Origin of the sequence: Thermococcus sp. AM4 (assembly GCF_000151205.2) — an archaeon.
Lineage (GTDB): Archaea > Methanobacteriota_B > Thermococci > Thermococcales > Thermococcaceae > Thermococcus.
This window is the reverse complement of record NC_016051.1, coordinates 726,478-748,461: the sequence shown is the minus strand read 5'-3', so window position 1 is coordinate 748,461 and position 21,984 is coordinate 726,478. Positions and strand designations below refer to the sequence as shown.

21 protein-coding genes are annotated in these 21,984 nt (G+C 54.6%); 11 read left to right on the top strand and 10 right to left on the bottom strand.

Annotated features, from left to right (window positions below):
- The first annotated feature begins 1 nt into the window (after position 1).
- From TAM4_RS04145 to TAM4_RS04125, 5 genes are all read left to right on the top strand, one after another.
- The gene (locus tag TAM4_RS04145) at positions 2–1,165 is read left to right on the top strand and encodes a DUF373 family protein (RefSeq protein WP_014121989.1); all 1,164 of its coding nucleotides are present in this window, start codon (positions 2–4) and stop codon (positions 1,163–1,165) included.
- Positions 1,113–2,144: a hypothetical protein gene (locus tag TAM4_RS04140; RefSeq protein WP_048149946.1), complete on the top strand. Its 1,032-nt coding sequence runs from the start codon at positions 1,113–1,115 to the stop codon at positions 2,142–2,144. The genes TAM4_RS04145 and TAM4_RS04140 overlap by 53 nt, the downstream gene beginning before the upstream one ends.
- A 155-nt stretch (positions 2,145–2,299) precedes the next feature.
- Positions 2,300–4,708 (top strand): hypothetical protein, encoded by a 2,409-nt coding sequence (locus TAM4_RS04135; protein ID WP_148258609.1) that lies wholly within the window; start codon positions 2,300–2,302, stop codon positions 4,706–4,708.
- Complete coding sequence (locus TAM4_RS04130; RefSeq protein WP_014121986.1) at positions 4,709–5,374, top strand: ATP-binding cassette domain-containing protein; 666 nt, start codon at positions 4,709–4,711, stop codon at positions 5,372–5,374.
- Between the two features lie 73 nt (positions 5,375–5,447).
- The gene (locus TAM4_RS04125) at positions 5,448–6,293 is read left to right on the top strand and encodes a deoxyribonuclease IV (protein WP_014121985.1); all 846 of its coding nucleotides are present in this window, start codon (positions 5,448–5,450) and stop codon (positions 6,291–6,293) included.
- Here TAM4_RS04125 and TAM4_RS04120 read toward each other — a convergent pair.
- Positions 6,290–7,333: a P1 family peptidase gene (locus TAM4_RS04120; RefSeq protein WP_014121984.1), complete on the bottom strand. Its 1,044-nt coding sequence runs from the start codon at positions 7,331–7,333 to the stop codon at positions 6,290–6,292. The genes TAM4_RS04125 and TAM4_RS04120 overlap by 4 nt on opposite strands.
- Before the next feature lie 184 nt (positions 7,334–7,517).
- On the opposite strand from TAM4_RS04120, the gene TAM4_RS04115 reads away from it, so the two are divergent.
- The 3 genes from TAM4_RS04115 to TAM4_RS04105 all read left to right on the top strand — a co-directional run bounded on the left by TAM4_RS04115 (position 7,518) and on the right by TAM4_RS04105 (position 10,062).
- Positions 7,518–7,805 carry a PadR family transcriptional regulator gene (locus TAM4_RS04115; RefSeq protein ID WP_014121983.1) on the top strand — a complete coding sequence of 96 codons (288 nt, stop codon included), beginning with the start codon at positions 7,518–7,520 and terminating at the stop codon, positions 7,803–7,805.
- A gap of 2 nt (positions 7,806–7,807) precedes the next feature.
- Positions 7,808–8,989, top strand: a complete 1,182-nt coding sequence (locus tag TAM4_RS04110; protein ID WP_014121982.1) for an MFS transporter — start codon at positions 7,808–7,810, stop codon at positions 8,987–8,989.
- Between the two features lie 86 nt (positions 8,990–9,075).
- Positions 9,076–10,062: an asparaginase gene (locus TAM4_RS04105; RefSeq protein WP_014121981.1), complete on the top strand. Its 987-nt coding sequence runs from the start codon at positions 9,076–9,078 to the stop codon at positions 10,060–10,062.
- Here the strand turns inward: TAM4_RS04105 and TAM4_RS04100 are convergent.
- A complete protein-coding gene (locus TAM4_RS04100; protein ID WP_014121980.1) occupies positions 10,046–10,258 on the bottom strand; it encodes a hypothetical protein in 213 nt (70 codons plus the stop codon). The genes TAM4_RS04105 and TAM4_RS04100 overlap by 17 nt on opposite strands.
- A 118-nt stretch (positions 10,259–10,376) precedes the next feature.
- Here TAM4_RS04100 and TAM4_RS04095 point away from each other — a divergent pair, with 118 nt between their 5' ends.
- Together TAM4_RS04095 and glp are read left to right on the top strand one after the other, a co-directional pair.
- Positions 10,377–10,892, top strand: a complete 516-nt coding sequence (locus TAM4_RS04095; protein ID WP_014121979.1) for a molybdenum cofactor biosynthesis protein B — start codon at positions 10,377–10,379, stop codon at positions 10,890–10,892.
- Position 10,893: 1 nt separating this feature from the next.
- The gene (glp, locus tag TAM4_RS04090; RefSeq protein WP_014121978.1) at positions 10,894–12,084 is read left to right on the top strand and encodes a gephyrin-like molybdotransferase Glp; all 1,191 of its coding nucleotides are present in this window, start codon (positions 10,894–10,896) and stop codon (positions 12,082–12,084) included.
- 1 nt (position 12,085) lies between these two features.
- Here glp and TAM4_RS04085 read toward each other — a convergent pair whose 3' ends face one another.
- From TAM4_RS04085 to TAM4_RS04055, 7 genes are all read right to left on the bottom strand, one after another.
- The gene (locus TAM4_RS04085) at positions 12,086–12,304 is read right to left on the bottom strand and encodes a hypothetical protein (RefSeq protein ID WP_014121977.1); all 219 of its coding nucleotides are present in this window, start codon (positions 12,302–12,304) and stop codon (positions 12,086–12,088) included.
- Positions 12,305–12,411: 107 nt separating this feature from the next.
- The gene (wtpC, locus tag TAM4_RS04080; RefSeq protein ID WP_014121976.1) at positions 12,412–13,446 is read right to left on the bottom strand and encodes a tungstate ABC transporter ATP-binding protein WtpC; all 1,035 of its coding nucleotides are present in this window, start codon (positions 13,444–13,446) and stop codon (positions 12,412–12,414) included.
- A complete protein-coding gene (gene wtpB / locus TAM4_RS04075) occupies positions 13,433–14,185 on the bottom strand; it encodes a tungstate ABC transporter permease WtpB (RefSeq protein ID WP_014121975.1) in 753 nt (250 codons plus the stop codon). The genes wtpC and wtpB overlap by 14 nt, the downstream gene beginning before the upstream one ends.
- A gap of 37 nt (positions 14,186–14,222) precedes the next feature.
- The gene (gene wtpA / locus TAM4_RS04070; RefSeq protein WP_371136996.1) at positions 14,223–15,251 is read right to left on the bottom strand and encodes a tungstate ABC transporter substrate-binding protein WtpA; all 1,029 of its coding nucleotides are present in this window, start codon (positions 15,249–15,251) and stop codon (positions 14,223–14,225) included.
- 84 nt (positions 15,252–15,335) lie between these two features.
- Positions 15,336–19,592 (bottom strand): PKD domain-containing protein, encoded by a 4,257-nt coding sequence (locus TAM4_RS11510; RefSeq protein ID WP_083820410.1) that lies wholly within the window; start codon positions 19,590–19,592, stop codon positions 15,336–15,338.
- 41 nt (positions 19,593–19,633) lie between these two features.
- Positions 19,634–20,188 carry an HD family hydrolase gene (locus tag TAM4_RS04060; protein ID WP_014121972.1) on the bottom strand — a complete coding sequence of 185 codons (555 nt, stop codon included), beginning with the start codon at positions 20,186–20,188 and terminating at the stop codon, positions 19,634–19,636.
- 2 nt (positions 20,189–20,190) lie between these two features.
- The gene (locus TAM4_RS04055; protein WP_014121971.1) at positions 20,191–20,505 is read right to left on the bottom strand and encodes a hypothetical protein; all 315 of its coding nucleotides are present in this window, start codon (positions 20,503–20,505) and stop codon (positions 20,191–20,193) included.
- Between the two features lie 75 nt (positions 20,506–20,580).
- Here TAM4_RS04055 and TAM4_RS04050 point away from each other — a divergent pair, with 75 nt between their 5' ends.
- On the top strand, positions 20,581–21,147 hold the full coding sequence (locus TAM4_RS04050) for an Era-like GTP-binding protein (protein ID WP_014121970.1): 567 nt from the start codon (positions 20,581–20,583) through the stop codon (positions 21,145–21,147).
- On the opposite strand, the gene TAM4_RS04045 is transcribed toward TAM4_RS04050, so the two are convergent.
- A complete protein-coding gene (locus TAM4_RS04045; RefSeq protein WP_014121969.1) occupies positions 21,144–21,947 on the bottom strand; it encodes a GTP cyclohydrolase IV in 804 nt (267 codons plus the stop codon). The genes TAM4_RS04050 and TAM4_RS04045 overlap by 4 nt on opposite strands.
- Positions 21,948–21,984 lie beyond the last annotated feature (37 nt).

Here is a 21,984-nt window from a genome sequence, read left to right as displayed (position 1 = left end):
GATGAAAGTTCTCGTGCTGGCCATCGATAGGGACGATGACTTTGGTATAAAGGCCGGCGTGAAGGGGCCGGTGATCGGGAAGGGTAAGTGCATTGACGCTGCGTTAAAGCTCAGCCTCGCCGATCCCGAGGACAGCGATGCGAACGTTCTCTACGCCGCGGTTAAGCTCTACGACGAACTGAAGGAGAGCGGGGAGTTCGAGGACGTGGAAGTTGCTCTCATCACCGGCCATCCGGACGTGGGAGTTAAGAGCGACATTGAGCTCGGAAGACAGCTGGAGGCCGTTCTGAGGAAGTTTCCGGCGGATGGAGTTATTCCCGTAACCGACGGTGCGGAGGATGAGCAGGTCTTCCCGATACTCTCCTCCCGTCTGCCGATAATATCCTCCAAGAGGGTCGTCGTTAAGCAGAACGAGACCATCGAGACGACCTATTACGTCATTTACCGGTACATCAAGGAGATCTTGAGTGACCCCGAGGCATCAAGGGTTTTCCTCGGAATTCCTGGCCTGATATTCCTCCTCTATGGAGTCGGCAAGCTGATCTCCGTTAGCTATCCCCAGAGCATGAACATCATCTCGAACATAGTTGTCGGTATCATACTGCTCTTTATCGGCGGCTACGCCTTCACCAAGGGCTTCAGGATACAGGTGTTCAGGGCGATTACGAACGAGTTCATCCAGGTTATCTTCGGAGTCTCCGGCCTGCTTATCATAATCGCGGGCATGATAAACGCCTACGTCAACATCGATACGTACGCCAAGCAGCTTTTGGGCTACGTCCCTGAACCGGGGCTGATAAAGTTCATCCTTTACATTCACGCCATAAACACGACCGTCATAATAGGAATCGCCGTGGTCCTGGTCGGGCGCATAGTTCAGGCCTACCTCCGGAGGGATCCCCACATCTGGTACAACATAGCCGGTCTCTTTATACTTCCCGCTTTCTGGATAATAATCGACGTAACGGCCAGGTATGCGCTGGCGGTGATAAACTTCCACTCCTTCAGCACGATACTGGAGATACTCGGGGCCTTCGTCGATGTCATCTTTAGCGTCCTCATCTCAACGTTCATAAGGAAGTACTTCCTATCCTGGGCCAGTGGTGGTAACGGTGGAGTTGAAGAACCTTCTGAAGAAATACGAGTCGCTGAGAGCAGAGCGTGAAGAGAAAATCGAGAAGGTAAGGGAGGAATACTTCCGGAGAACCCGTGCCCTGATCCGCGAAATCCTTGATGGTCTGGAGGAACTCGAGAAAAAGGAGCCGCCGGAGAAGGTTGACCCGCACCTCCTGAAGATCGCCCTCAGGGAGAGGAACGCCTACGTCTCGACCCTCAGGCGAATCCTCGAAAGCGTTTCCTCAATGGAGGACCTCGGGCGGAAGCTGGGCGAGCTCTCAAAGCTCCACGTCGGGCACGGGAGGTACCTGCTGGCGATTTTCGAGAAGGAAGTCTATCGAATAAACCGCCTTCTCAAGGAGTTGGGGGAGCTTTACGCGGAGTACTCGGCCGAGGTGGCAAAGCTGAAACTCCCCGAGGTCGATCCAGCTAGAACCTTTGAGGAAATCGAGAGGACGCGGGAAGCGATAGGGAAGCTGGAAGCCGAGCTTGAAAGGGTCAGAAAGCGCCTCTCTGAGCTTGAGAATGCCCCGTCCAATGATGATGAGCTGGAGAGGATCTCACGCGAAAGGAAGTCGCTCGAGGTTAAGGCCCGGACCCTTGAAACGGAAATCCGATCAAAGGCCTCAAAACTTCAGAAGCCCCTGAAAAGGATGCGCCTTCCCGAAGCCAATCCCTTCCTGAGCGATTCTTCCTACGCGGTTGAGCATCCGGAGGAATTCCTGGAGCTCGTCAAGAAGGTCTATCCAAGCCTCGACGGAAAAAGCCGGAAGGCCGCGGACTGGATTTTGAAAAACTTTCCTGCCAAAATAGGGGAGCTTCAAAATGTTAAAGCGGAGCTTTCTGAGATAGCGCGAAGGGAAGCCGAGCTCGCGGGCTCTTCATCCCTCAGGCTCAAGGAGATGGAGGATCTCCGGAGGCGGGCCGATGAGCTTAAGGACGAGCTCAGAAAACTCCGCGGCAGGTTGGGATCGCTGGAAGAGCAGCTTAGGAAAGAGATCGAACTTCTAGAGAGAGTTCTTACCTGAGGCTCCAAACTCCGTTTGAGCTTCTTTTTACCAATTCTGACTCGTAAGATTTATAAACCCTTCGAGTGTTTGTCTTTTAGTTGGCGGAATCATGGGCTGATGGACCGTGATAATGGTCACACGGGATTGATGGGTGAGATGCGGGAGTGGTGAATATGAACCGGCTGAGAATCTCGGTCCTCTACCTCAAGGTCTCTTCTTTCTTTTTGCTCCTCGTTCTGCTCGTGTCAATTTTCCCCGCGGTGACCTCGGCGGGGATAAAAACGTACCGAGAGATGAGTTTGGGCAATCTGGGGAACACGTACCTGTTTGTTAGGTTCCAGTACAATACTCCGCCCTCCCGGACCGTCTTCAACCTTAAACCTGGAGGGCTCACAATCGACGCTCCATTGATTACATACAGGAATTTTACAGACTCGGGTCATCCGCCCCTCCTAGGGGAAGTGGTCCATCTTTTGGAGCAGGCCGGAGCCGGGGATTTTCACGTTTATGGCATGTATGCCCTTGAAAACGGATATGGGATCATTGTGCCCCTTCGCGGCGAACCGCGTGACGCGGACTGCCTCGTGGCCCGTGGCTCATCCACGGATTTTGAAGGCGGTACAAACTATATGATCAGGCTCATGACACCCGTGGGGGTTGGTGCAATCTATCACAACGCCACGATACGATCCGTCAAACGGCTTCACCCTCGATCCGAGGAAGACAGGGTTCTGCTGGCAGTCCTCAGTGAGTACGAAGGCTATTGCCTAATTGGAGGCAATTTCTACAGGAACTTCATCGACGCCGTAAATTCAGTAGGAGGCGTTGAAAATCTATCGATGAAGGAGTTTCTCCTGGTAATTCCTGGAAGGAAATTCAACGCGAGCGCCATCTACCGGATCCTGTACGAGAAATTCGCCCCGAGGGGCTGGTACCCTGAGGTGGGGGTAATAACATCCCAATGGGTCATTGCGCACGAGGAGAAAGGAAAACCTTTGTGGAGGTACCTCTGGCAGTACTTGGTGCTTCTCCTGCCCCTCATTCCCGCGATGCTCGTGATCCTGGGGCGCGAAAAGAGCGATGAGAGGAAAATGAAGGAGCTGATCCTCGTTCACGGCGGGGACGCTCTCTTCCTGGAGCTGATCACGGCAGGTGTCGTCCTCGGCGGCTCTGCGGTGGCGTCTCTCTACTTCGGAGCAAAATACGGGTTCATAATAACCCTGCTCCTGGTCCTGTTCCTCTTCCTCAAAAACTTCATAGCCGGCTCGAGGAGAGAGGTTGGAAGACTGCTCCTGGTCGCTCTCTTCTTTGCGACTGCCGTTCCCTCTGCCTTGACCCTACTAGAGCCGGAGTTTAGGCGTTACGCCGCCATGGCTTTTGCCTCCCCATTCATGCTCTCCGGCGATGTGAACCTCTACTGGGGAGCCCTCATCTTCGCGTTTCACTACCTGCCTCACCTCCTCCTTTCGATAGCCGCCGGGGCCTTCATCCTCCTGCTCCTCGATCTCAGGGGAGGGATTGAAGTAAGGGCTTCCGCCCGGATACTCATTCCGAGTCTTCTCTCCCTGCTGGTTCTCCTCACGTACACGGGCTTTGTGCTTTCCCTGCCAGCCGGTTCGCTGTACTCCGCCGCAACGGACGGGAGCTACGGGGCCACCATAACGGTCTCGTTCCCGAATTCCATCGAGGATCGCGTGCAGACTTTGGAAGCCTACAACACAACCGTTTCGCTCCTGAGGTCGGAAGGAGTTGAGTTCGCAACGGTCTGGAGTGCAGGCAAGGTCTACCGGGCGAATGGGCTGAGCTGGAACGTTTTCGGGGACATGGAATGCTACGATGACGACATGGTTCAATTCGTCAGGGAAGCTTCCACAGCCAGCTCCTCGGCGTCGAGGTTCTACAGGCTTCTCACCGAGAACAGGGACAGGATAATGGCAGGTTATGCTATCGCCCAGGATCTTGGCGTTCCAAAAGGTGGGAATGCAGAGATCGACCTCTACCTGGGGGACAAAACGTACAGGATCAGGGGTTTTGTAAGCCCGCAGCGTGGAATGGGCAGGCTGGCGATGGCAAGCTGTGACCTGATACGGAACCAAGTTCAGAACTTCACGCCCATTCCGGAAACGGTGTACATTAAGGGAAACAGAAGAATCCTCGATGAGCTGAGGGCAAAGCTCTCAAAGTACGGTGAGGACGTCGAGGTATGGTCGATGGAGGAACCCGCCGGCTACTTCATGGACGGCCTGGGTACCCTCAAGGGGACCTTACCCTTTGCGCTGTCCGGACTTCTGATGCCGCTGACGGCCATAATCCTCGGCCTCAGGGACCGCGAAAGGTTGGAGAAGCTGAAGTTCCTTCTTGGATCCCTGGGCGGAAGCTGTGGGAAGAGCAACCTCCCCCTGCTGGCCCTTTTGCCCGCGCTATTCCTATCGTTCCTTATCTTAAAGGATGGCCTGAGCTTCTACTCCCTCGGCTTCGTAACGTCGAGGTTTTTCCTGCTCCTCGTTCCGGCCCTCGGAATGGGGCTTGCGCCGGTTCTTTATGCGGTCACGATAGTGAATAGTGAAAAGGAGGTGATCTGAGTGGTTCGTGTGGTTCTCAGAAACGTTACGGTCGTGTATTCCATGGGAAACCGAAGGTATGAGGCTCTCAAAGACTTCTCCGGTGAGTTTGAGGAGGGTAAGATAACGGTTGTTTTCGGTCCGAGCGGTGCGGGAAAGACCACTCTCCTAAAGACCCTCTCTACACTCCTCTCTCCCACCGAGGGAACAGTTGAATACGATGGAATCGACGTTTACTCTATTGGACCAGGGATCAGAGATTTGAGGAAAGGAATTGGAATCTCTTTTCAGGAGCCGATTTTTGTCGATTCATTAACGCTTTGGGAGAACGTAGAGCTCACGCTTAGTGCGGTAGGAAAACTAAACAGGAAAAGTAAGGAGAGAGCCTTAGAGCTAGCCGAAATGCTGGGGGTTAAGGATCTCCTCTCCAAGAGGCCCGGAGAAGTGAGTGGCGGTGAGCTCAGGAGGGTTTCCATAGTTAGGGCACTTGCCCACGATCCAGAGGTCATAGTCCTCGATGAACCCACTGCATACCTCGATTTGGAATCAGTCAGGAGAGTCATTGGACTCCTAGAGGCGTTAAGGGACGACGGAAAAACTGTGGTAGTTTCAACACATGATTCTGAGCTCATCGAGATAGGGGACGTTCACTACAAGATCCGCTATGGCCGTCTCGTGGCCGGATAGGGTTTTTCATCTCATCTTTTGTGTTTGGGCTAAGTTTTTAAGTTAGGCAACCCTAATCAAACCGGTGGGAGAGATGTTCAAAGTGGACAGGTTGCGCTTCGGAACCGCTGGAATACCGCTCTCAACGCCGAAGCGCTCAACGATAGACGGCATAATCCACGTGAGGAACCTCGGGTTGGATGCGATGGAGCTTGAGTTCGTCAGAGGGGTCAACCTCAAGCCGGAACTCGCGAAGAAAATCAAGTACGTCGCCAAAAAGCACGACGTCCTGCTCACGGCGCACGCCCCTTACTACATCAACCTCAACGCGAACGAGAAGGCAAAAGTCGAGGCCAGCAAGAGGAGGATAATCCAGAGTGCCGAGAGGCTTTACGACGCCGGTGGCTGGAGCGTCGTCTTTCACGCCGGTTACTACCTCAAGCAGGACCCTGCGAAGGTCTACAACAGAATCAGGGACGCGCTGAAGGAGATTGAGAGGGAACTCCTGGACAGGGGCGTCAAGGTCTGGCTCAGGCCCGAGCTGACGGGAAAGCCGACCCAGTTCGGAGACCTGAAGGAGATAGTGAAGCTCAGCGAGGAGCTCGAGACTGTTCTTCCGACGATAGACTTCGCGCACGCCCACGCGAGGAACAAAGGCAGGTGCAACTCCGTTGAGGAGTGGCGCGAGATGCTGGCCTTTATCGAGGACAGGCTTGGCAGGGAGGCTCTGGACAACATGCACATTCACATGAGCGGCATCGAGTACACGGAGAAGGGAGAGAAGAGGCATCTCCCGCTCCAGGAGAGCGACATGAAGTGGGAGGACCTGCTCAGGGTTCTAAAGGAGTTCCGCGTCAAGGGCGTCGTCATAAGCGAGAGCCCCAACATCGAGGAGGACGCGCTCCTGATGAAGAAGAAGTACGAGGAGATAAAGGTTTAGGCCCTCTCGAGCCTCCCGTACCTTTCCATTATCTCGAGCAGTTTCTCGACCGGCAGGGCGTACCTAACGTGGCCGTTGCCCTCGACGGTTTTCGCCCCCAGGAGGGCGTTGATTATCCCCTCTTCCGTTGCCTCCGCCGTTGCCTTGAAGAGCCTGCTGAGGGCGTTGTCGGGCAGGAAGCTTATCGGGTGTGGTTCTTTGTCGAAGGGAACGGTCTGAGCGGTCGAGAAAGCCAGAACGACGTCGCCGCTGCCGTGATAGGCGTAGCCACCGGTTCTCGCGAGGCCAACAACTGCCCTCTTCGCGAGCCTTCTCAGCTGCCTCGCCGTTAGCGGAGCGTCCGTTGCAACGACCATCGAGATGCTGCCCTTACCAGAGGTTCCCCTTCCCGGATAGTCCTTCAGCTCGAGGCCAACGGGAACGCCCGCTACGGTTAAGTCCTCCCGTTTTCCGAAGTTCGCAAGGACGAGCGAGGCAACGGTGTACTCTTCGCCACCTATCTCAACGACCCGTGAAGACGAGCCTATTCCTCCCTTGAACTCGAAGGCGCTCATTCCGGTTCCCGCTCCAACGGCACCTTCCTCGAAGTCCAGCGATGCTTTTTTGACGGCCTCGAAGTAGTGCTCCTCCCTAACGGCCATCTTCCTGACGTTGTTGAGGTAAGCGTCGTTGCACTCCATGACGACCGGGGAGACGCTCTTTAAATCGGTGTTCAGCTCAATCATGTGCCTCACAACCGCGCTCGCGACCGTGTAGACGCTCAGCGTGTTGGTTAAAGCAATTGGCGTCTCGATGTAGCCGAGTTCATCAACCTGAACGAAGCCTATCGGCTTGGAGAAGCCGTTCATGACGAAGGTTGATGCGAAGAGCCTCTCTTTGTAGGGGTTCTTGACCGGCGGTAGGAGAACCGTCACGCCAGTTCTCACGTCTTCTCCCTCGATGAGCGTCGCGTGGCCGACTTTAACCCCCAAATCCGCTATAGAGTTCCTCTCTCCGCGTTCGTAAACGCCGATTTTGATTCCCAGCTCGGGGGCCTTCATTTCGATCCCCATTAACATTGGGAGGGATGGTTTTTAAAGGCTGGGGGGTAGTGACATGGGGCGATGACGAATAGCAAGCATTCTGAGACTCATGATGAAGTGAACACCCTCCGAGCCCCTTCTGTGCCAGTGGTTTGGGGTAGGTTTTTAACCGAGATATCGCATCTCGATATCGGTGTTCAATATGAAGTACCGCGACTTCCTGAGTTTACACGTCCTCCACCACGCGAGGGAAGGGGTCACCGGCAGTTTCATGATGGAAGAACTTAGGAGGCACGGTTACAAACTCAGTCCCGGTACGATTTATCCCCTCCTCCACGAGCTCGAGCGAAAGGGCCTTCTCACGAGCAGGGAAGAAATCAGAAACGGACGGCGGGTTAGGGTCTACACGATAACGGAGAATGGCCTTAGAGCCCTTGTAGAGGGGAAAGAAAAGCTGAGGGAGCTCTGCGAGGAACTCCTGGGGGAGTGAATATGGAGAAGGAGCGGAAGGTCTTCGGGATCAGCTGGAACGTCTTTCTCCTCGGCATCGTCAGCTTCCTCAACGACATGAGCAGTGAGATGATAGCGCCGATAGTTCCCAGCTACCTAACGGACGTCCTCGGGACTGGAAAACTCGCGAGCGGCTCGGTCATGGGCGCAATAGAGAGCATGAGCTCGCTCTTTAAGGTGCTCTTCGGTTACTTCAGCGACATCTTTAGAAAGCGTAAGGCCTTCGTTTTCACGGGCTACGCTCTCTCCACCGCCGCGAAGGGAGCCCTCGCTTTTACGCGCCACTGGTGGGACTTCCTGCTGCTCCGCGCGGTTGATCGGGTGGGGAAGGGCATTAGAACAGCTCCCCGCGATGCCCTCATAGCCGAGTCGAGCGAAAAGGGAAAAACTGGGAAGTCCTTCGGCTTTCACAGAATGATGGACACCCTCGGCGCCGTTGCGGGGCCAATCGTTGCGATAGCGCTCTTGGGGCTTTTGAAAAACCTTCCTAAGGAAAGCGCCTACAGGCACGTCTTTCTGATCTCCGCAGTTCCGGGAGCGGTGTCTCTTCTCGTCATACTCCTCTTCGTGAAGGATAGGGGCGGGGAGGTTAGGAAGAAGGTAAAGGGCATCTCGACCCTTCGGGATAGGAGCCTTCAGCTGTTCCTGGCCGTTATAGCCATCGGCGCCCTCGGGAGGTACAGTTACGCGTTCACCCTGTGGAAGGCCCGCGAGCTGGGCTATTCCCTAGAGCAGGACATAGCCTTCTACGCCCTCTTCAACCTCGTATACGCCCTCGCCGCCTATCCGATAGGTCTCTATTCCGACACCTTTGGCAAGAAGAGGATGATAACCCTCGGCTTTGGAATCGCGACTCTGGCGGCTTTAACATTCGCCTACGCGAGGAACGTTTACACCCTCATCATCGCGTTCGTGCTCTACGGCCTCTACATAGCCATTGAGGACACGGTTCCGAGGGCGTACATGGCTGATCTCGCAAAGGAGCACGAGAAGGGAACAATAATCGGTGCATATCACACCGTTTTCGGGATCTTCGTTTTTCCCGCCTCGGTTATGGCCGGCTACCTCTGGAGCGCCTATTCGCTGGAGTATAGCTTTCTCTTCGCCGCTTTCATGAACCTTCTCGCCCTTGTCTTGATGATCCTGATACGGGACCGCTCCTGACGTTTCTACAATTTTTTGGCCTTTATTCAGGTAAAATTTGTCAAAAAGACTAAAAAGCGTCGAGCGTACTGAACCCGGTGGTGGGAGTGAGGATTCTAATAATGGGCACAGGCGGGACGATAGCGAGTGCGAAGACCGAGAGGGGCTACAAGGCGAAGCTAAGCGTTGATGAGATCCTTGCGATCGCTGGAATAAGGGGGGACGGCGTTAAAATAGAGACGCGGGACGTTCTGAACGTGGACAGCACGCTCATGCAGCCGGAGGACTGGATAACGATTGGAGAGGCGGTTTTTGAGAGCCTGAACGACTACGATGGAATCGTCATAACCCACGGAACCGATACCCTCGCCTACACCTCCTCGGCTTTGAGCTTCATGCTGAGGAACGTCCCGATTCCTGTCGTTTTAACGGGCTCGATGCTCCCCATAACGGAACCCAACAGCGACGCGCCGAGGAACCTGAAAACTGCCCTAACCTTCGCGATGAAGGGCTTTCCGGGGATTTATGTGGCGTTCATGGACAAGATAATGCTCGGAACGAGGGTTTCAAAGGTGCACTCCCTCGGCCTCAACGCCTTCCAGAGCATAAACTACCCCGACATCGCCTACATCAAGGGCGATGAAATAATCGTGAGGCACAAACCCGAGCTCCCGGTCGGGGAACCGTCCTTCGACCCGAGGATAGATCCGAACGTCGTTCACATTCGCCTAACGCCGGGCCTCTCTCCAGAGGTCTTTCTCGCGGTTGCGGAGAGGGTTCACGGCATAGTTCTCGAAGGCTACGGCGCCGGGGGGATTCCCTACCGCGGACGGAACCTCCTCGAGGCCGTCTCAAAGGTCGCCCGCGAAAAACCCGTGGTCATGACGACGCAGGCCCTCTACGGCGGCGTTGATCTGACGCGCTATGAAGTGGGACGGAGGGCCCTCGAGGCCGGCGTTATTCCGGCTGGAGACATGACGAAGGAGGCGACGCTCGTCAAGCTCATGTACGCACTTGGAAGGACGAGGGAAATTGAAGAAGTGAGGAGGATAATGGAGAAAAACCTCGCCGGGGAGCTCAGCTCAGCTTTTTGAGCTCTTCGTCGCCTATTATGAGCGGCCTCTTCGCCTCTATGACGTAGCTCAGCTTCCACTCCACTTCTCCCCTGTTCATGAGCTCTGCGTAGCGCTTTGCCTTTTCCTCAGCCTCCTCAAGCGAGGAAGCCTCGACGATTCTCCTGACGTACCACTTTCTGTTCCCAAACCTGAGCTTGAACTCGGCCATGAACATGGGCATCACCGTTCGATCTTCGTTTGAAGGGTTAAAAAATCTCGCATCGCCGGTTAAACGGTGTCCTTTAACAAGGCAAACGTTATTAACCACGGGATCAACTTCATGCGGTGGTACCATGGGCGTTGAGGAGCACAAGAGGAAGGCACCCAGGAAGTTCCGCTTTGCTGTCATAACGGTCAGCGACACCGCGAGCAGGGGGGAGAAAGAAGACGCGAGCGGAAAGTTCCTCGTCGATGAACTTCAGAGAAACGGACACGAGTGCGTTCTTTACAAGGTCGTGCCCGATGAGAAGATTTCCATCATTGGTGCCGTCGTCGAGGCCTTTGAGGCGGGGGCGGACGTTGTCGTCACCTCGGGAGGGACTGGAATAGCGAGCAGGGACGTCACGATAGAAAGCCTCAGACCGCTTTTCGACAAGGAGCTCACCGGCTTCGGCGAGATCTTCCGGCTGATAAGCTACGAGGAGATAGGTACGGCGGCCGTGATGACCAGGGCGACCGCCGGAATAATCCGGAGTTCCGGACGGGCGATGGCTATCTTCTGCCTCCCCGGAAGCCTCGGGGCAGCGAAGACGGGAATAAAGATCATCCTCCGCGAGGCCGGCCACGTCCTCAAGCACGGGAGGGAGTGACATGAGGGAGTTCAAGCGCCTCACCCCCTATAGGGAGGCATTAAAGCTCCTCCTTGACGACCTGAGCGAGATTGATGAAACCGAGGAAGTTCCGCTCGACGATGCCCTCGGCAGGGTCTTAGTGGGGGACGTCGTTTCACCGATAGACAGCCCTCCCTTTGACCGTTCGGCGGTTGACGGCTACGCTTTGAGAGCTGAAGACACGTTTCCGGCGAGGGAATATAATCCTGTGGAGCTGAAGATCGTTGATGAGATTGTCGCTGGAGAGGAGAGCAGAGCGAAGGTAGAGCCCGGAACTGCGGTAAAGCTCATGACGGGGGCGAAGCTCCCCGCGGGGGCGAACGCGGTTCTGATGCAGGAAATGGCGGAGCGGGAGGGGGACGTGATAAGGGTTCTCCGTCCCGTTGCTCCAGGACAGAACGTTGCTTTCAAGGGTGAGGACGTGAAGAGGGGAGAAGTAATCCTGAAGAAGGGGCAGGTGCTCAGGCCTCAGGATCTCGCGATTCTCAAGAGCGTGGGCTTCAAGACGGTTAGGGTCAAAAGAAGGCCTCGGGTTGGGATAATCGTAACCGGCGACGAGCTGATTGAGGAGTTTGATGAGAACGCCTTAAACGCCGGCAAAATCCTTGAGAGCAATTCCGTTATGCTAGAGGGCCTCGTGAGGCAATATTTCGGCGAGCCAGTCTTCTACGGCGTTGTTCCCGACGATGAAGACGCGATAAGAGATGCAATCGAGAGGGCGAAGGCCGAGAACGACCTCGTGCTCGTCACCGGTGGTTCGGCCTTTGGGGACAGGGACTTTGCCCACAGGTTCGTTAGGCTGCTCTTCCACGGGACGACGATAAAGCCTGGCCGGCCGATAGGCTACGGGGAGAGGGTCTTCATAATGAGCGGGTATCCAGTGGCTGTTTTCGCGCAGTTCCACCTGTACGTCAAGCACGCCCTGGCGAAACTCGTTGGGGCCAGAAACTACGAGGTTCGCGTCAAGGCGATCCTTACCAACAGGGTTTCGAGCCAGCTCGGAAGGTACGAGTTCGTGAAGGTGGGGTATGAGAATGGAAAAGCGAAGCCCATTAAAAAGCGGGGTAGCGGAATAATAAGCTCGCTCGTAGAGAGCAACGGGTACTTGGTGATTCCCGAGAACAGCGAGGGATACCTGGAGGGGGAGGAAGTAGAGGTCACCCTGTACTGATTCAGTCCGCGAGCAGGGTCTCCCACCGGGGCCTCTTCACGATGTCCCTGATCTCCTCCGGGATCTCTGAGAGGCTTAGAGAATCGAGGACCTCCAGAACTTCTGTCATTTCCCTCTTCCTTTCCTCCATGGCCCTTTCGAGGTAGTTCGATGTGGCCCACGGCAGGATTTCCCTCACAGTTCTATTAACATCCCGCTCAACTATGGCCCTCATCTTCATCGTTATGTTATGTGCACACAGAATATATAAGCGTTTTCTATCCAGATTTCGCAAACTTCCGGAGGGAGAAAGCAAAATCTGGAAAACTACCGGAAGTTGTAAATTCGTTAAAAAACGTGAAGCGCGCTCGCCTTGAAACTGACGTAGACTTCTTTCCCCTTCTCTATCTCAAGTTCGAGCATCGATGAGCGGGTTATGAATGCCGTAAGGGGTATCTCGCCGAGGGAAAGGTGGACCCTCACGAGCGGACCGAGTTCTTCGATTGACTCAACGGTTGCTTTGAACTCGTTCCTCGCGGAGCTCCTTATCGGTTCGGTTGAGATTATGATGTCCTCCGGTCTTAAGCCGACCCTGACCTTCCCTTCGGCCTCGACCGGAAGCTCAATCTCAACACCGTTGACCCTGAGCTTTCTTCCTTCGGCGATTCCCTCAATTATGTTCTCGAAGCCGAGGAAGCGAGCAACCTCTTCACTCGCCGGCCTTGAGAAGACATCCCTCACCTCGCCAACCTGGACGAGCTTTCCATCGAGCATCACCCCAACCCGGTCGCCGAGGCTTATCGCTTCTTCAAAGGAATGCGTTACGTGCAGGGCTGTAAAGCCCAGCTCTCGCTTCCAGCGCTTCATCTCACCCAAAAGCTTTGCCCTCGTCTGAACGTCGAGGTTCGCGAAGGGCTCGTCGAGGAGGATTAAAGGTGGCTCGACGACGAGCGCCCTCGCCAAAGCTACCCTCTGCTGCTCCCCACCGCTCAGCGTCCTCGGCTTCCGGTGGAGGAGGTGTTCTATGCCCAGAACCTTGGAAATTTCCCGCACTTTGCGCTCTATTTCGGGCTTTGGCACCTTCCTGACCCTTAGACCGAAGGCTATGTTATCGAAGACATCCATGTTCGGGAAGAGGGCGTAGTTCTGGGGGACGTAGGCCAAACCGCGTTTCTCGGGCGGAAGGTCCGTAACGTCTCTGCCTTTGAGGTAAATCCTCCCGGAATCGGGCTCTATTATCCCCGCGATTATCTCGAGGAGAACCGTCTTTCCCGCACCGCTCGGGCCGAGTATTATGAAGTGCTCGCCCTCTTTAACCTCAAGGGTTATATCCCTGAGGTGGAACTCCTTCCAGTCCTTGGAGATTCCTTCAGCGCGAAGCATTGGCACTCCTCCCGACGATCCAGCGGAGCAGGACGAATATCGTGAGGCTTATCGCGATGAGTATCACCGAAATCGGCCTCGAAGCCCTCAAACCGTAGTTGTTGAAGTATTCCATGACGAGAACCTGGGCGGTCTTCGGATAGTAGGCGACGATGAGTATGGCTCCAACCTCGCTTATGGCCCGGGCCCACGTCATTATCGCCCCGCTCGCCACGCTGGGAAAGGCTATCGGCAGAGAGACCGAGAAGAAGACCCTTAAGCGGGAAGCGCCGAGGGTTCTCGCGACGGCCTCGACCTTCTCATCAACCGCCAAAAAGCCGTCGCGCGCGGCGTTTATCGTGAATGGCGCAGAAACGAAGAGCATCGCCGCGATTATGCCAGTGTAGCTGTCGAGTATGGCGTTCGAAAAGGTGACGAGGAGCATTATACCGACGACGGAGTGGGGGATTACGATTGGGACGTCAACGAGGGCCTGAACGAGGCTCTTTCCCGGGAAATCCCTTCTGGCCAGAACGTAGCCGAGGGGGACGCCGAAGAGGAGAGCGATTAATGCCGTCGCGGTCGCCGTCAGGAGGGAATTTCTGAGGGCCTCGGTTACGTAGGGGTCGTGGAGCGTCTTGACAAGCATCCCCAAGTCCGAGAGCTGCTTGGCGAAGATAACCACTAACGGAAGGGCTATGTAGACGATGAGAAAGCTTCCCAGCGACGCGAAAAAGTAGAGGGTGTAGTCGCGCCTCATCGCTCTCCCCCTGAGTTGGGAGAGGGGAATAAAAAGCTCACCCCTCGACCTTTACCTCGTCCTTTATCTCCTCGGGGACGTTGCCGAACGCTATCGGCGGCCAGATGAAGTCCTGGTAGTTGGCCTTGAAGACGTCCCTGCCCTTCTCGCTCAGGAGGTACTTGAGGAACTCCATCGCGAGCTCCCTGTGGGGGGCGTCCTTTGGAACGGTGACACCGTATACGATGGGCTTTGCCTTGATGACCTTTCCTGTGGCCCCTATTTTTATGCTGACCTTTCCGTAGTAGTCCGCCATCTTGAAGTCCTTGAGGTTTATCTCCTTGGGGAGCTCGATGTACTTCAGGCCGTGCTGCTCGGCGACGCTCTTGTAGATGAAGAAGTAGTCGAGGCTTCCGCTCTCGACGAGGCCCGTCAAATCGGTCTCCTTCGGCCTTATGACGACCTTGTCGTTCTTCACCTGGATTTCCTTCGGGGCAACGATTAGGGAGCCGTTGTAGTAGATGTTGGTGTTCTTCTCGACGAGGGTCTCGAAGATGGGCTTGCCGTAGTAGTAATCCGCGAGCTTCATGACCATTACCGAACGGTAGCCGCAGGGGTCCTGGTTGGGGTCGGAGAAGCCGAAGGTAACGCCCGGCCTCGCGAGGATTTCGTACCAGTTGGTTGAATTAATCTCGTCGGCGTACTTGCTCTTCTCGGTGAAGGCTATGACTATCTCGTTGGTCGCGAAGAGGACGTAGAAGTCCGTGTAGTTGGGCACCATGAGCTGGGGGATGAGGGTGTAGTCTGCAACGGCGACTATATCAGCCTTCTTCCCGAGGTCGGTGACCTTCCTCACAGCAGCGACACTACCGCTGGCCTCGTCCTGAAACTTCACCTTAACTCCGAGGTTCTCCTCGGCGTACTTCGAGAACTCCTCCTCCAGCTGCTTGAACGGGACGCTCAGCGAGCCCGCGTGGAAGATTATCAGCGTCTCTTCCTTCGCATTCGAGCCGTTTATGCAGCCGGCAGCCACAACCGACAGCAGGAGGACGAGAACCAGTAAAGGAGCGGCCTTCTTCACGGGCATCACCAAAGAAATGGACAGAAACGGGTATTTAAACATTTTGCGCAAATAAAAGCGTTAAACGTAAATGGAAATGTTTGCGGGGCATCAGCCCCGGCGTCTCAAAAGAACGTATCCCAAGACGATGGCGATAATGGCGATTACTGCGTAGGCGTATGGAAGATGTATCCCATGTCCGGAATCTGTCTGGCCCGATGGCGTTTCACTTGGAGTCGAGGTCTTTGGCTGGGGTACGCTCACACTGATGTTTTTAGCTACGGAGTTTCCTGCGAGATCCATTGCGGTGATTGTTAGGGTGTGGTTCCCGGGACTGAGGTTGACGATCGTAGCGTTGCACGAAGCAGAGGTGCACTCTTTTATGCTCCTCCCATCAACGAAGATACTGATGAGCCGTATCCCCCAGTTGTCAGTGGCCCTTGCCCTGACGATGAAAGACTTACCGGTCTCGCCGTTCACTGGTTTGAGTACCGTCAGGTTTGGGGGGGTTGTGTCGATTACCCTTATCACCTTTGAGGCACTGTCCTTTGTTCCCCAGTTTGTCCAGACGGTCAGAGTTACGGTGTAGTTTCCTGGTACCGTGTACCAGTGAGATGTGACGTTTCCTTCCCCACTCGCCTCATCTCCAAAATTCCAAATCCACTTAACGATCCTTCCATTGGATACGATGGAGGCATCTTCAAACTTCACTGGAGAGCTCGTGTTTGCTGTGGCCGGACAGTGGAAGTTCACCTTTGGGAAGAATATCGAAAGGTTAACTCTGAGGCGTTCGTTTGCAACGATAACATCGGACGGATCGTAGACTGTGATCTCCACAACACTTTTCGGCGAAATTGCTGAGAAGTTCAGCGGAATTAAGAGAGAGACGTTGTAGAGGACGTCTTCTTTGGGCAGGGTTAGATACTTCACAGCGGTGTAGTTACCCGAGAGTAGGACTATCCTGACGGTTGAGTTTATTCCCGCATGGCTGAGAACGAGGAATGAAACGTTTACTCCCTTCCCCGTGGGATACGGCAAAGCTGTTGCATTGAAGATGTAAGCCCTCTGGAGTAGGTCGTAGGTGAAGGTGGAGTTTACAACCCTAGAATCAGTGGTCAGTCCGTTTGTCCGCAGGACGACCTCGTCAATACGGGCCATTCTTGAGCCGGTCATTACGAAGACGCCCGGATCGAGGGGTACCGTCAGGTTCTTTATCCCTATCGGGACGTTGTAGAAGACGGCGGTTGTACTCTTGGTGTAGTTTCCTACTCCGTAGGTAACCCTCAGGCTGAGGTTTGAGGCGCGGGTTACGTTCACCTCAACCAGCACTGCCGGGGAGTAATCCACGGTGGCGGGTCTAACGTTTAGTATCCAAGGATACTCGGATGAAAATTCGGTGGGGTCTAGGCTTACGTTTTTGGCTATGGAACCGAGGAACACTCCAGTACTCCTGTTTATGAGCTCGATCACGATCGAGAACCTACCGCCGAGCTTCTTGATGTGCATGCCGTCTATGAAGAAAGATCCGTTTGTGGAGTTGAGTTCTATGAACCATCCCGGCTTCGTCAGATATGGTTTTACTGTAACCCCCGGCGGGATGTTCCTAACTGTGACCACCAGGCCGTTTTTGGTTTTTGAGGTGTTGATCGTCGCGTTCAGAGAGACGTGATCAAACAGCCGGTAGTCGAGTTTGAAGGTCCTGTTGGAGGCTGTCCCGCTGTAAAGAAGGGCCCCTCCGCTGTTCTGCACTATTATCCTGACACTGACGTTTCCGCTGTAATGGGTCTGGTAAACGTACTGCCCCGGTATCCACACCGATATTGAGGACGTGTTCCCGTGGACGCTCTCGTTCACCCCGGAGATGAGGAAGGTTCCGTTCGACGAGTACAGCGGCGAGTACACCGTATAGTTGCCTTCGGGAAGCCCTGAAACACTAAATTTGAGGAGAATGCCGTCGAAGTAACCGTTACCGTTAACGTCCTCCGCCGTGAAGTTGACAAGCTTGACGGTGATGTTGTTAAGGGTTGATGAGTTGGTTGGAGGATCGATAACCGTCAGGCCGAGGAGCGGTGCGGAGAATCCAACCTTCGCCCGGATCGTGCCGCCTATTCCGAGCTTCACGGGTCCAATGAAGACTCCGTATCCTAGGTAGGCGTTTCCCCCTAAGTTTAAGCTGACGTCCCCATCTATGCCCGCATGATACAGTATTCTTGAGTCCCTCGAAGTGAGGGGGAGCAGGTTAGTGCTGACAGACTGTCCGTAGGATACATCCCAGTCGAAGGAAATGAACGATCCGCTGGTATGGCTGATCCATCCCGGCCCCTCGATGTTCTTGAGCATTTGGAGGAGTTCGTTGTCGGAGGGAAGGAATGAGTTGCTTTCTCCGTAGCTAAGATACGTGTTGTACCTCGCTTCCCAGCTCAGTTTCTCAATGTTGTCCACGAGCTTGGGATAGAGGTAGTGCTTTCTTAAGAAGTCCGAGTCAAAAACCTTGTAGGCTGTGTAGTAGAGGAATATCTTGGTGTGGGTTCCAAGTCGAAAGTCTGAAATTGGAACGCTCATCGCTATATCGGCTGAGAACTCGTCTCCATTTGGTTTTTCGATTGTGTATCCAATCGATGGTGCGATTTCAATGGATCCCAGGAGTCCGTTGAGGAGATCCGTGAGGGGGGCATCGATACTGATGAGGTCGCCGGTTACGTAAACTTCACCAATGGGTGAGTAAAGTCCTCCTTCGAGCTCAAGCGTGCCGTAGAGATTGCCATCGAGAATCGGTTTATCAAACTTGATCCTCAGTGCCTTTCCAAGGTCGTAGAGTACCATATCCGAAACGTCCGTGAGGGGGAAGATGAACTGGCGGTCGAAGACGGGGTAATCGTTGACGAAGCCCGAGACCCTAACGTAGTTCAGGGTTACTGTAAGAGTGAACCTTCTCACGTTCACAGGCATGTACGCGGTTAGCATATCTCCGTGAGCGGTGACCTTAACGTTCAAGTTTTTCTTGAAAAACGTTACGTGTTTAACGGTTGTCTTGGATTTTGAGGACAGGCTCACGTAGAAGGGATCGAATCCAGGAACCTCAACTCTGTAAATGCCAAAGCCAGTCTGACGAACGACGGTTCCGTTGGGCATTGTAACGATGGAAGTGACGTTTGAGAGGTAGTCCATGAGGTACCTCATGTCCCCATCGCTCAGGGCGGGCTTGTTAAGCCGGTTCACCTCAAGCATGTAATCGAAGATTCCCTTCATGACTTCCTTGCTCTCTGAAGAGCTGAACTCGGGAAGTTTGGGTATGTACGGTTTCTCGATGAAGTAGTCCCAGACCCCTTTGGGCTCAGTCTGGTTTATAACCGTCTTGCTCTCGTTGAACCACTCGGCCAGTTTTCTTAGTATTGCCTCGGCGGGCTCTTCTCTGGGCTTCGGGGGCACGTACGGGGTAACGTTAAAGGACGGCGCCATATACTCCGATTCAGCTGTTAGCACGGTGCCGTTTTTGAGGTAGACCTTGAGCAGAACCTTTCTGAGTCCGGAGGGCTTAAGGCTGGTTTTGTACTGGATCTCATAGGACTCCCCGATGGAGTCTATAACCTTCTGGAGGATTCTTCCAAAGTCAGCGGAATGTATGTCTATCCAGAGCCCTCCCGTGAGAACTGCGAGTTCCCTGACGTCATTTTTGGGATTTATGCTTCCGAAGTTGGGGGAAACGACTATCAGGAGAACGCCCTGCTCCCTCAGCATTTCGGCGATCTCGGGTATGGTGTAGTCAGAGTACCCGCTTCCGTCTCCCGCGTAGTGTGTGGGGGCATCGGTTATGAGAATCAGGATCTTCTGGCTTAGACGGCTGTAGTTGAGCCTGAGTGCCATAGCTATTGCGTCCAGATCGTCCTCCGGGGTATCTCCACCCCCGCTGGCGTATAGCTTGGACACCGTTTGGGTGAACAGCGATACGTTCGTGGTGAACGGCAGCCTTAAACTTGGGCTGTCTTTGAACGTGACGAGAGCGTAGCGGGCCCTTATCCCGTACCCTTCGAGGGATTCCACGAGTTCGTTAACGTTTCGTTTCATCGTTCCTATTTCGTCGTCCATGCTTCCGGTGTCATCGAAAACAAAAACTATGTCGGCGGGAGATATTGACCCCGATTTCTGAATAATCGTGGCGTTCATCTTTGTACCGTTTTCAAAAACCTCAAATCCTGAGATCTCCTCTGTCCCTGTGTATCTGAAGAACATTCTGACGGTGGGGAAATAGCCGGTGTCTATGCTCATTATTCTCAAAGTGTCGCTGGAGCGCTCCTCCGCAGCCGTGTACGGTACACTAGATAGAATAGTTAGCAAAATAATGAACACTGTTAAAACTCGATACCTCATCGTACCACCCCAATATGTTGCTCAGATCAATTATTGAGAAATTACTTTTTAAAGGTTGTTCTCTGCTCCACGAGCCCCTCAACCAGCTCCCTGAAGGGGTCGTAGAACTCGCTCTCCCTGAGCTTTTCAACGACGCCCCAGAACTCGTCGAGGTTCCTGAAGCCGGCCTTCTCGTACTCGAACGCCTGGATCAGCATCTCCAGCCTGTCGGCGAACTTCACAAGCCTTCCTTCGAGGCTTAGCTCCTCTTCGTACTCGCGGAACAGGCCGAGGTATTCATCCCCCCTGCCTGTAACGCTCAGCATCTCCTCCAGCGCTATAACCTCCCCCTTTACTTTGTCGAAGTACCTCTGCGCCGGCAGGGGAACGTCCGTTATCCTTGCCTCGCCGACGTCATGGAGAAGGGCTATCTTGAGGGCTTTTTCGACGTCGATTTCAACGCCCCTCGATTTGAGCTCATCGGCCAGAAAGAGGGTTATCATGGCGACCCTGTAGGAGTGGGCCGCTATGGGCTCTGGATTTGGGATCCCCCTCAGGAGCCACCCCGTTCTCGGGAGCCTCTTCAGGTTTCCGAGCTCCAAGAACAGCTCCAGCATGGTCACTCCTCCGTTGTGAAGATCGCCCGCTCCGTTTCCACAGCGGTAGCCATTATCCCGTCCCCGAGGAACCTGCCGTAGACCTTAACCCTCTCGCCGATCCCGATGCAGGGGCTCCCCGAGAACTCGACCTTGATCCCTTCGAGCAGGAACGTCGTCCTGTAACTTGGAAGCTCCATCGGGAGAAACTCAACGCAGGGTTTGTCGGCTATAACTCCCTCAACGACAACGTTCTTGCCCTTGAACGCCCCGGATTTCAGGTCCTCGGGAGTGACGATGTAGTAATAGTGATGCCCCATCTTAACCCTCTTGGCCATCCCCACCCCTCCGGCAGTTATATAACCGTTAGGATAATTTTCGATAGGTGCGATAAACCTTGCGGAGGTGGGAAGTTGATAAAGGTTGCGATCATCGGTGCCGAAAACGTTGGAAAATCGACCCTCATGAACGCCCTCCTCGGGGGTAGGGTAAGCGAGGTAGAAAACCTGCCCGGAACGACGAAGGGGATAATCCGGAGACGCTTTGGAAAGCTGAAGATACCCAAGGGAATGAAGAACCCCCTTGGAGGGGCGGACGAGTTCGTGCTCATCGACACTGCAGGTCTCTTCGACCCGAGGCTTGAGCTTCGCGGGAAGGTTTTGAGCGAGGAGAAGTTCAAAGAGCTCATAGACGAGATAGTCTCGGCGGACATAATAATCCACATGGTTGACGCGACGGTGGGCCTCCACAGGGGGATGGAGAAGCTCCACCACATGCTGAAGATGCGCTACGACAAGCCGATAATCGTGGTTATCAACAAGATCGACCTCGTTCCGAGGGAGCGCGTGGAAGAGCTCAGGGAAATCATAAAGAAGAGGCTGGAGCAGGAGCCACTTGCTCTTTCGCTCGTTACCTACGAGGGCTTCAACGAGCTCCTGGAGCGGATAGCCCACATGGCCATGTACGCGGGGGGACGTTAGCTCCACGTTTCGGCTATTACATCATGCTTGTGAATGCTCTCGTTGCTTATGACCCTCACGTGTATTTTTCCCTTGAACCGCTCCCTCGCCTTTGAGAATATCTCCCTCGCAACGTCCTCGACGAACTTCGGATTCTCGAACATCCTCCTGACCACCGCGTTCTCGTCAACGGTCTTCAGGAGGGTGTACGTCGGTGAACTGAAGGAGCTCTCGACGACCTCTATCATGTCCTCAAGGGCAACGTTCTCCTCAAACGCCGTTCTGACCTCGAGCTCAGCAACGGCCCGCTGAATGTGGGTCTTCCCTTCGTTGTTCGCCATCGCGTGGGGGCAGACCGTGTTCCCGATAACCTTCACCCTCAGGACCTTCTCAAACGTTCCGTCCTCGTTTTTTATCACCCCGACCTCCACATCGTACGGCTCGTAGCTGACCTTTCCGCTCGCGGGGGTCTCGCGGGGTATGATGAGATGGGTTCTGATCCACACCTCGGCCCTCCTATGGGGGTGCTTCCCCTCAAGGCGGCCTATTATCGCCCTTCCGAGGTCTTCCAGGGACGTGTGGGCTTCCCTGACCTCTTCCTCAACGGCCTCGCTCATGGCCTCGGTCACGCTCTCCACGAGCCTGCTCATGTGTATGCCCTTCTTCTCCGCGGGGAGGTCTATCGTTATCTCGAAGAGCGGGAGGAAGGTGTAGACCTTTCCCTTCCAGTTTATCTTCGCTACGCTCCTGAGGTTCGTTATTCCAACGCGCCGCAGGGGCTCTTTAATCCTCGGGGTTTCCTCCTGGGTTTCTATCGTCATCCTCAATCCCTCCTTGAGCTTATCTCCGGCGTGGCCT

What these genes read in the sequence shown, in the direction of transcription:
- TAM4_RS04125 (WP_014121985.1), top strand. Translation starts at nt 5,448, where the DNA reads ATGTTCAAAGTGGACAGGTTGCGCTTCGGAACCGCTGGAATACCGCTC.
- wtpB (WP_014121975.1), bottom strand. Translation starts at nt 14,185, where the DNA reads ATGAGGCGCGACTACACCCTCTACTTTTTCGCGTCGCTGGGAAGCTTT.
- TAM4_RS04060 (WP_014121972.1), bottom strand. Translation starts at nt 20,188, where the DNA reads ATGCTGGAGCTGTTCTTGGAGCTCGGAAACCTGAAGAGGCTCCCGAGA.
- TAM4_RS04120 (WP_014121984.1), bottom strand. Translation starts at nt 7,333, where the DNA reads ATGAAGGCCCCCGAGCTGGGAATCAAAATCGGCGTTTACGAACGCGGA.
- TAM4_RS04095 (WP_014121979.1), top strand. Translation starts at nt 10,377, where the DNA reads ATGGGCGTTGAGGAGCACAAGAGGAAGGCACCCAGGAAGTTCCGCTTT.
- TAM4_RS04045 (WP_014121969.1), bottom strand. Translation starts at nt 21,947, where the DNA reads ATGACGATAGAAACCCAGGAGGAAACCCCGAGGATTAAAGAGCCCCTG.
- TAM4_RS04085 (WP_014121977.1), bottom strand. Translation starts at nt 12,304, where the DNA reads ATGAAGATGAGGGCCATAGTTGAGCGGGATGTTAATAGAACTGTGAGG.
- TAM4_RS04115 (WP_014121983.1), top strand. Translation starts at nt 7,518, where the DNA reads ATGAAGTACCGCGACTTCCTGAGTTTACACGTCCTCCACCACGCGAGG.
- TAM4_RS04110 (WP_014121982.1), top strand. Translation starts at nt 7,808, where the DNA reads ATGGAGAAGGAGCGGAAGGTCTTCGGGATCAGCTGGAACGTCTTTCTC.
- TAM4_RS04135 (WP_148258609.1), top strand. Translation starts at nt 2,300, where the DNA reads ATGAACCGGCTGAGAATCTCGGTCCTCTACCTCAAGGTCTCTTCTTTC.
- glp (WP_014121978.1), top strand. Translation starts at nt 10,894, where the DNA reads ATGAGGGAGTTCAAGCGCCTCACCCCCTATAGGGAGGCATTAAAGCTC.
- wtpC (WP_014121976.1), bottom strand. Translation starts at nt 13,446, where the DNA reads ATGCTTCGCGCTGAAGGAATCTCCAAGGACTGGAAGGAGTTCCACCTC.
- wtpA (WP_371136996.1), bottom strand. Translation starts at nt 15,251, where the DNA reads ATGCCCGTGAAGAAGGCCGCTCCTTTACTGGTTCTCGTCCTCCTGCTG.
- TAM4_RS11510 (WP_083820410.1), bottom strand. Translation starts at nt 19,592, where the DNA reads ATGAGGTATCGAGTTTTAACAGTGTTCATTATTTTGCTAACTATTCTA.
- TAM4_RS04055 (WP_014121971.1), bottom strand. Translation starts at nt 20,505, where the DNA reads ATGGCCAAGAGGGTTAAGATGGGGCATCACTATTACTACATCGTCACT.
- TAM4_RS04100 (WP_014121980.1), bottom strand. Translation starts at nt 10,258, where the DNA reads ATGTTCATGGCCGAGTTCAAGCTCAGGTTTGGGAACAGAAAGTGGTAC.
- TAM4_RS04145 (WP_014121989.1), top strand. Translation starts at nt 2, where the DNA reads ATGAAAGTTCTCGTGCTGGCCATCGATAGGGACGATGACTTTGGTATA.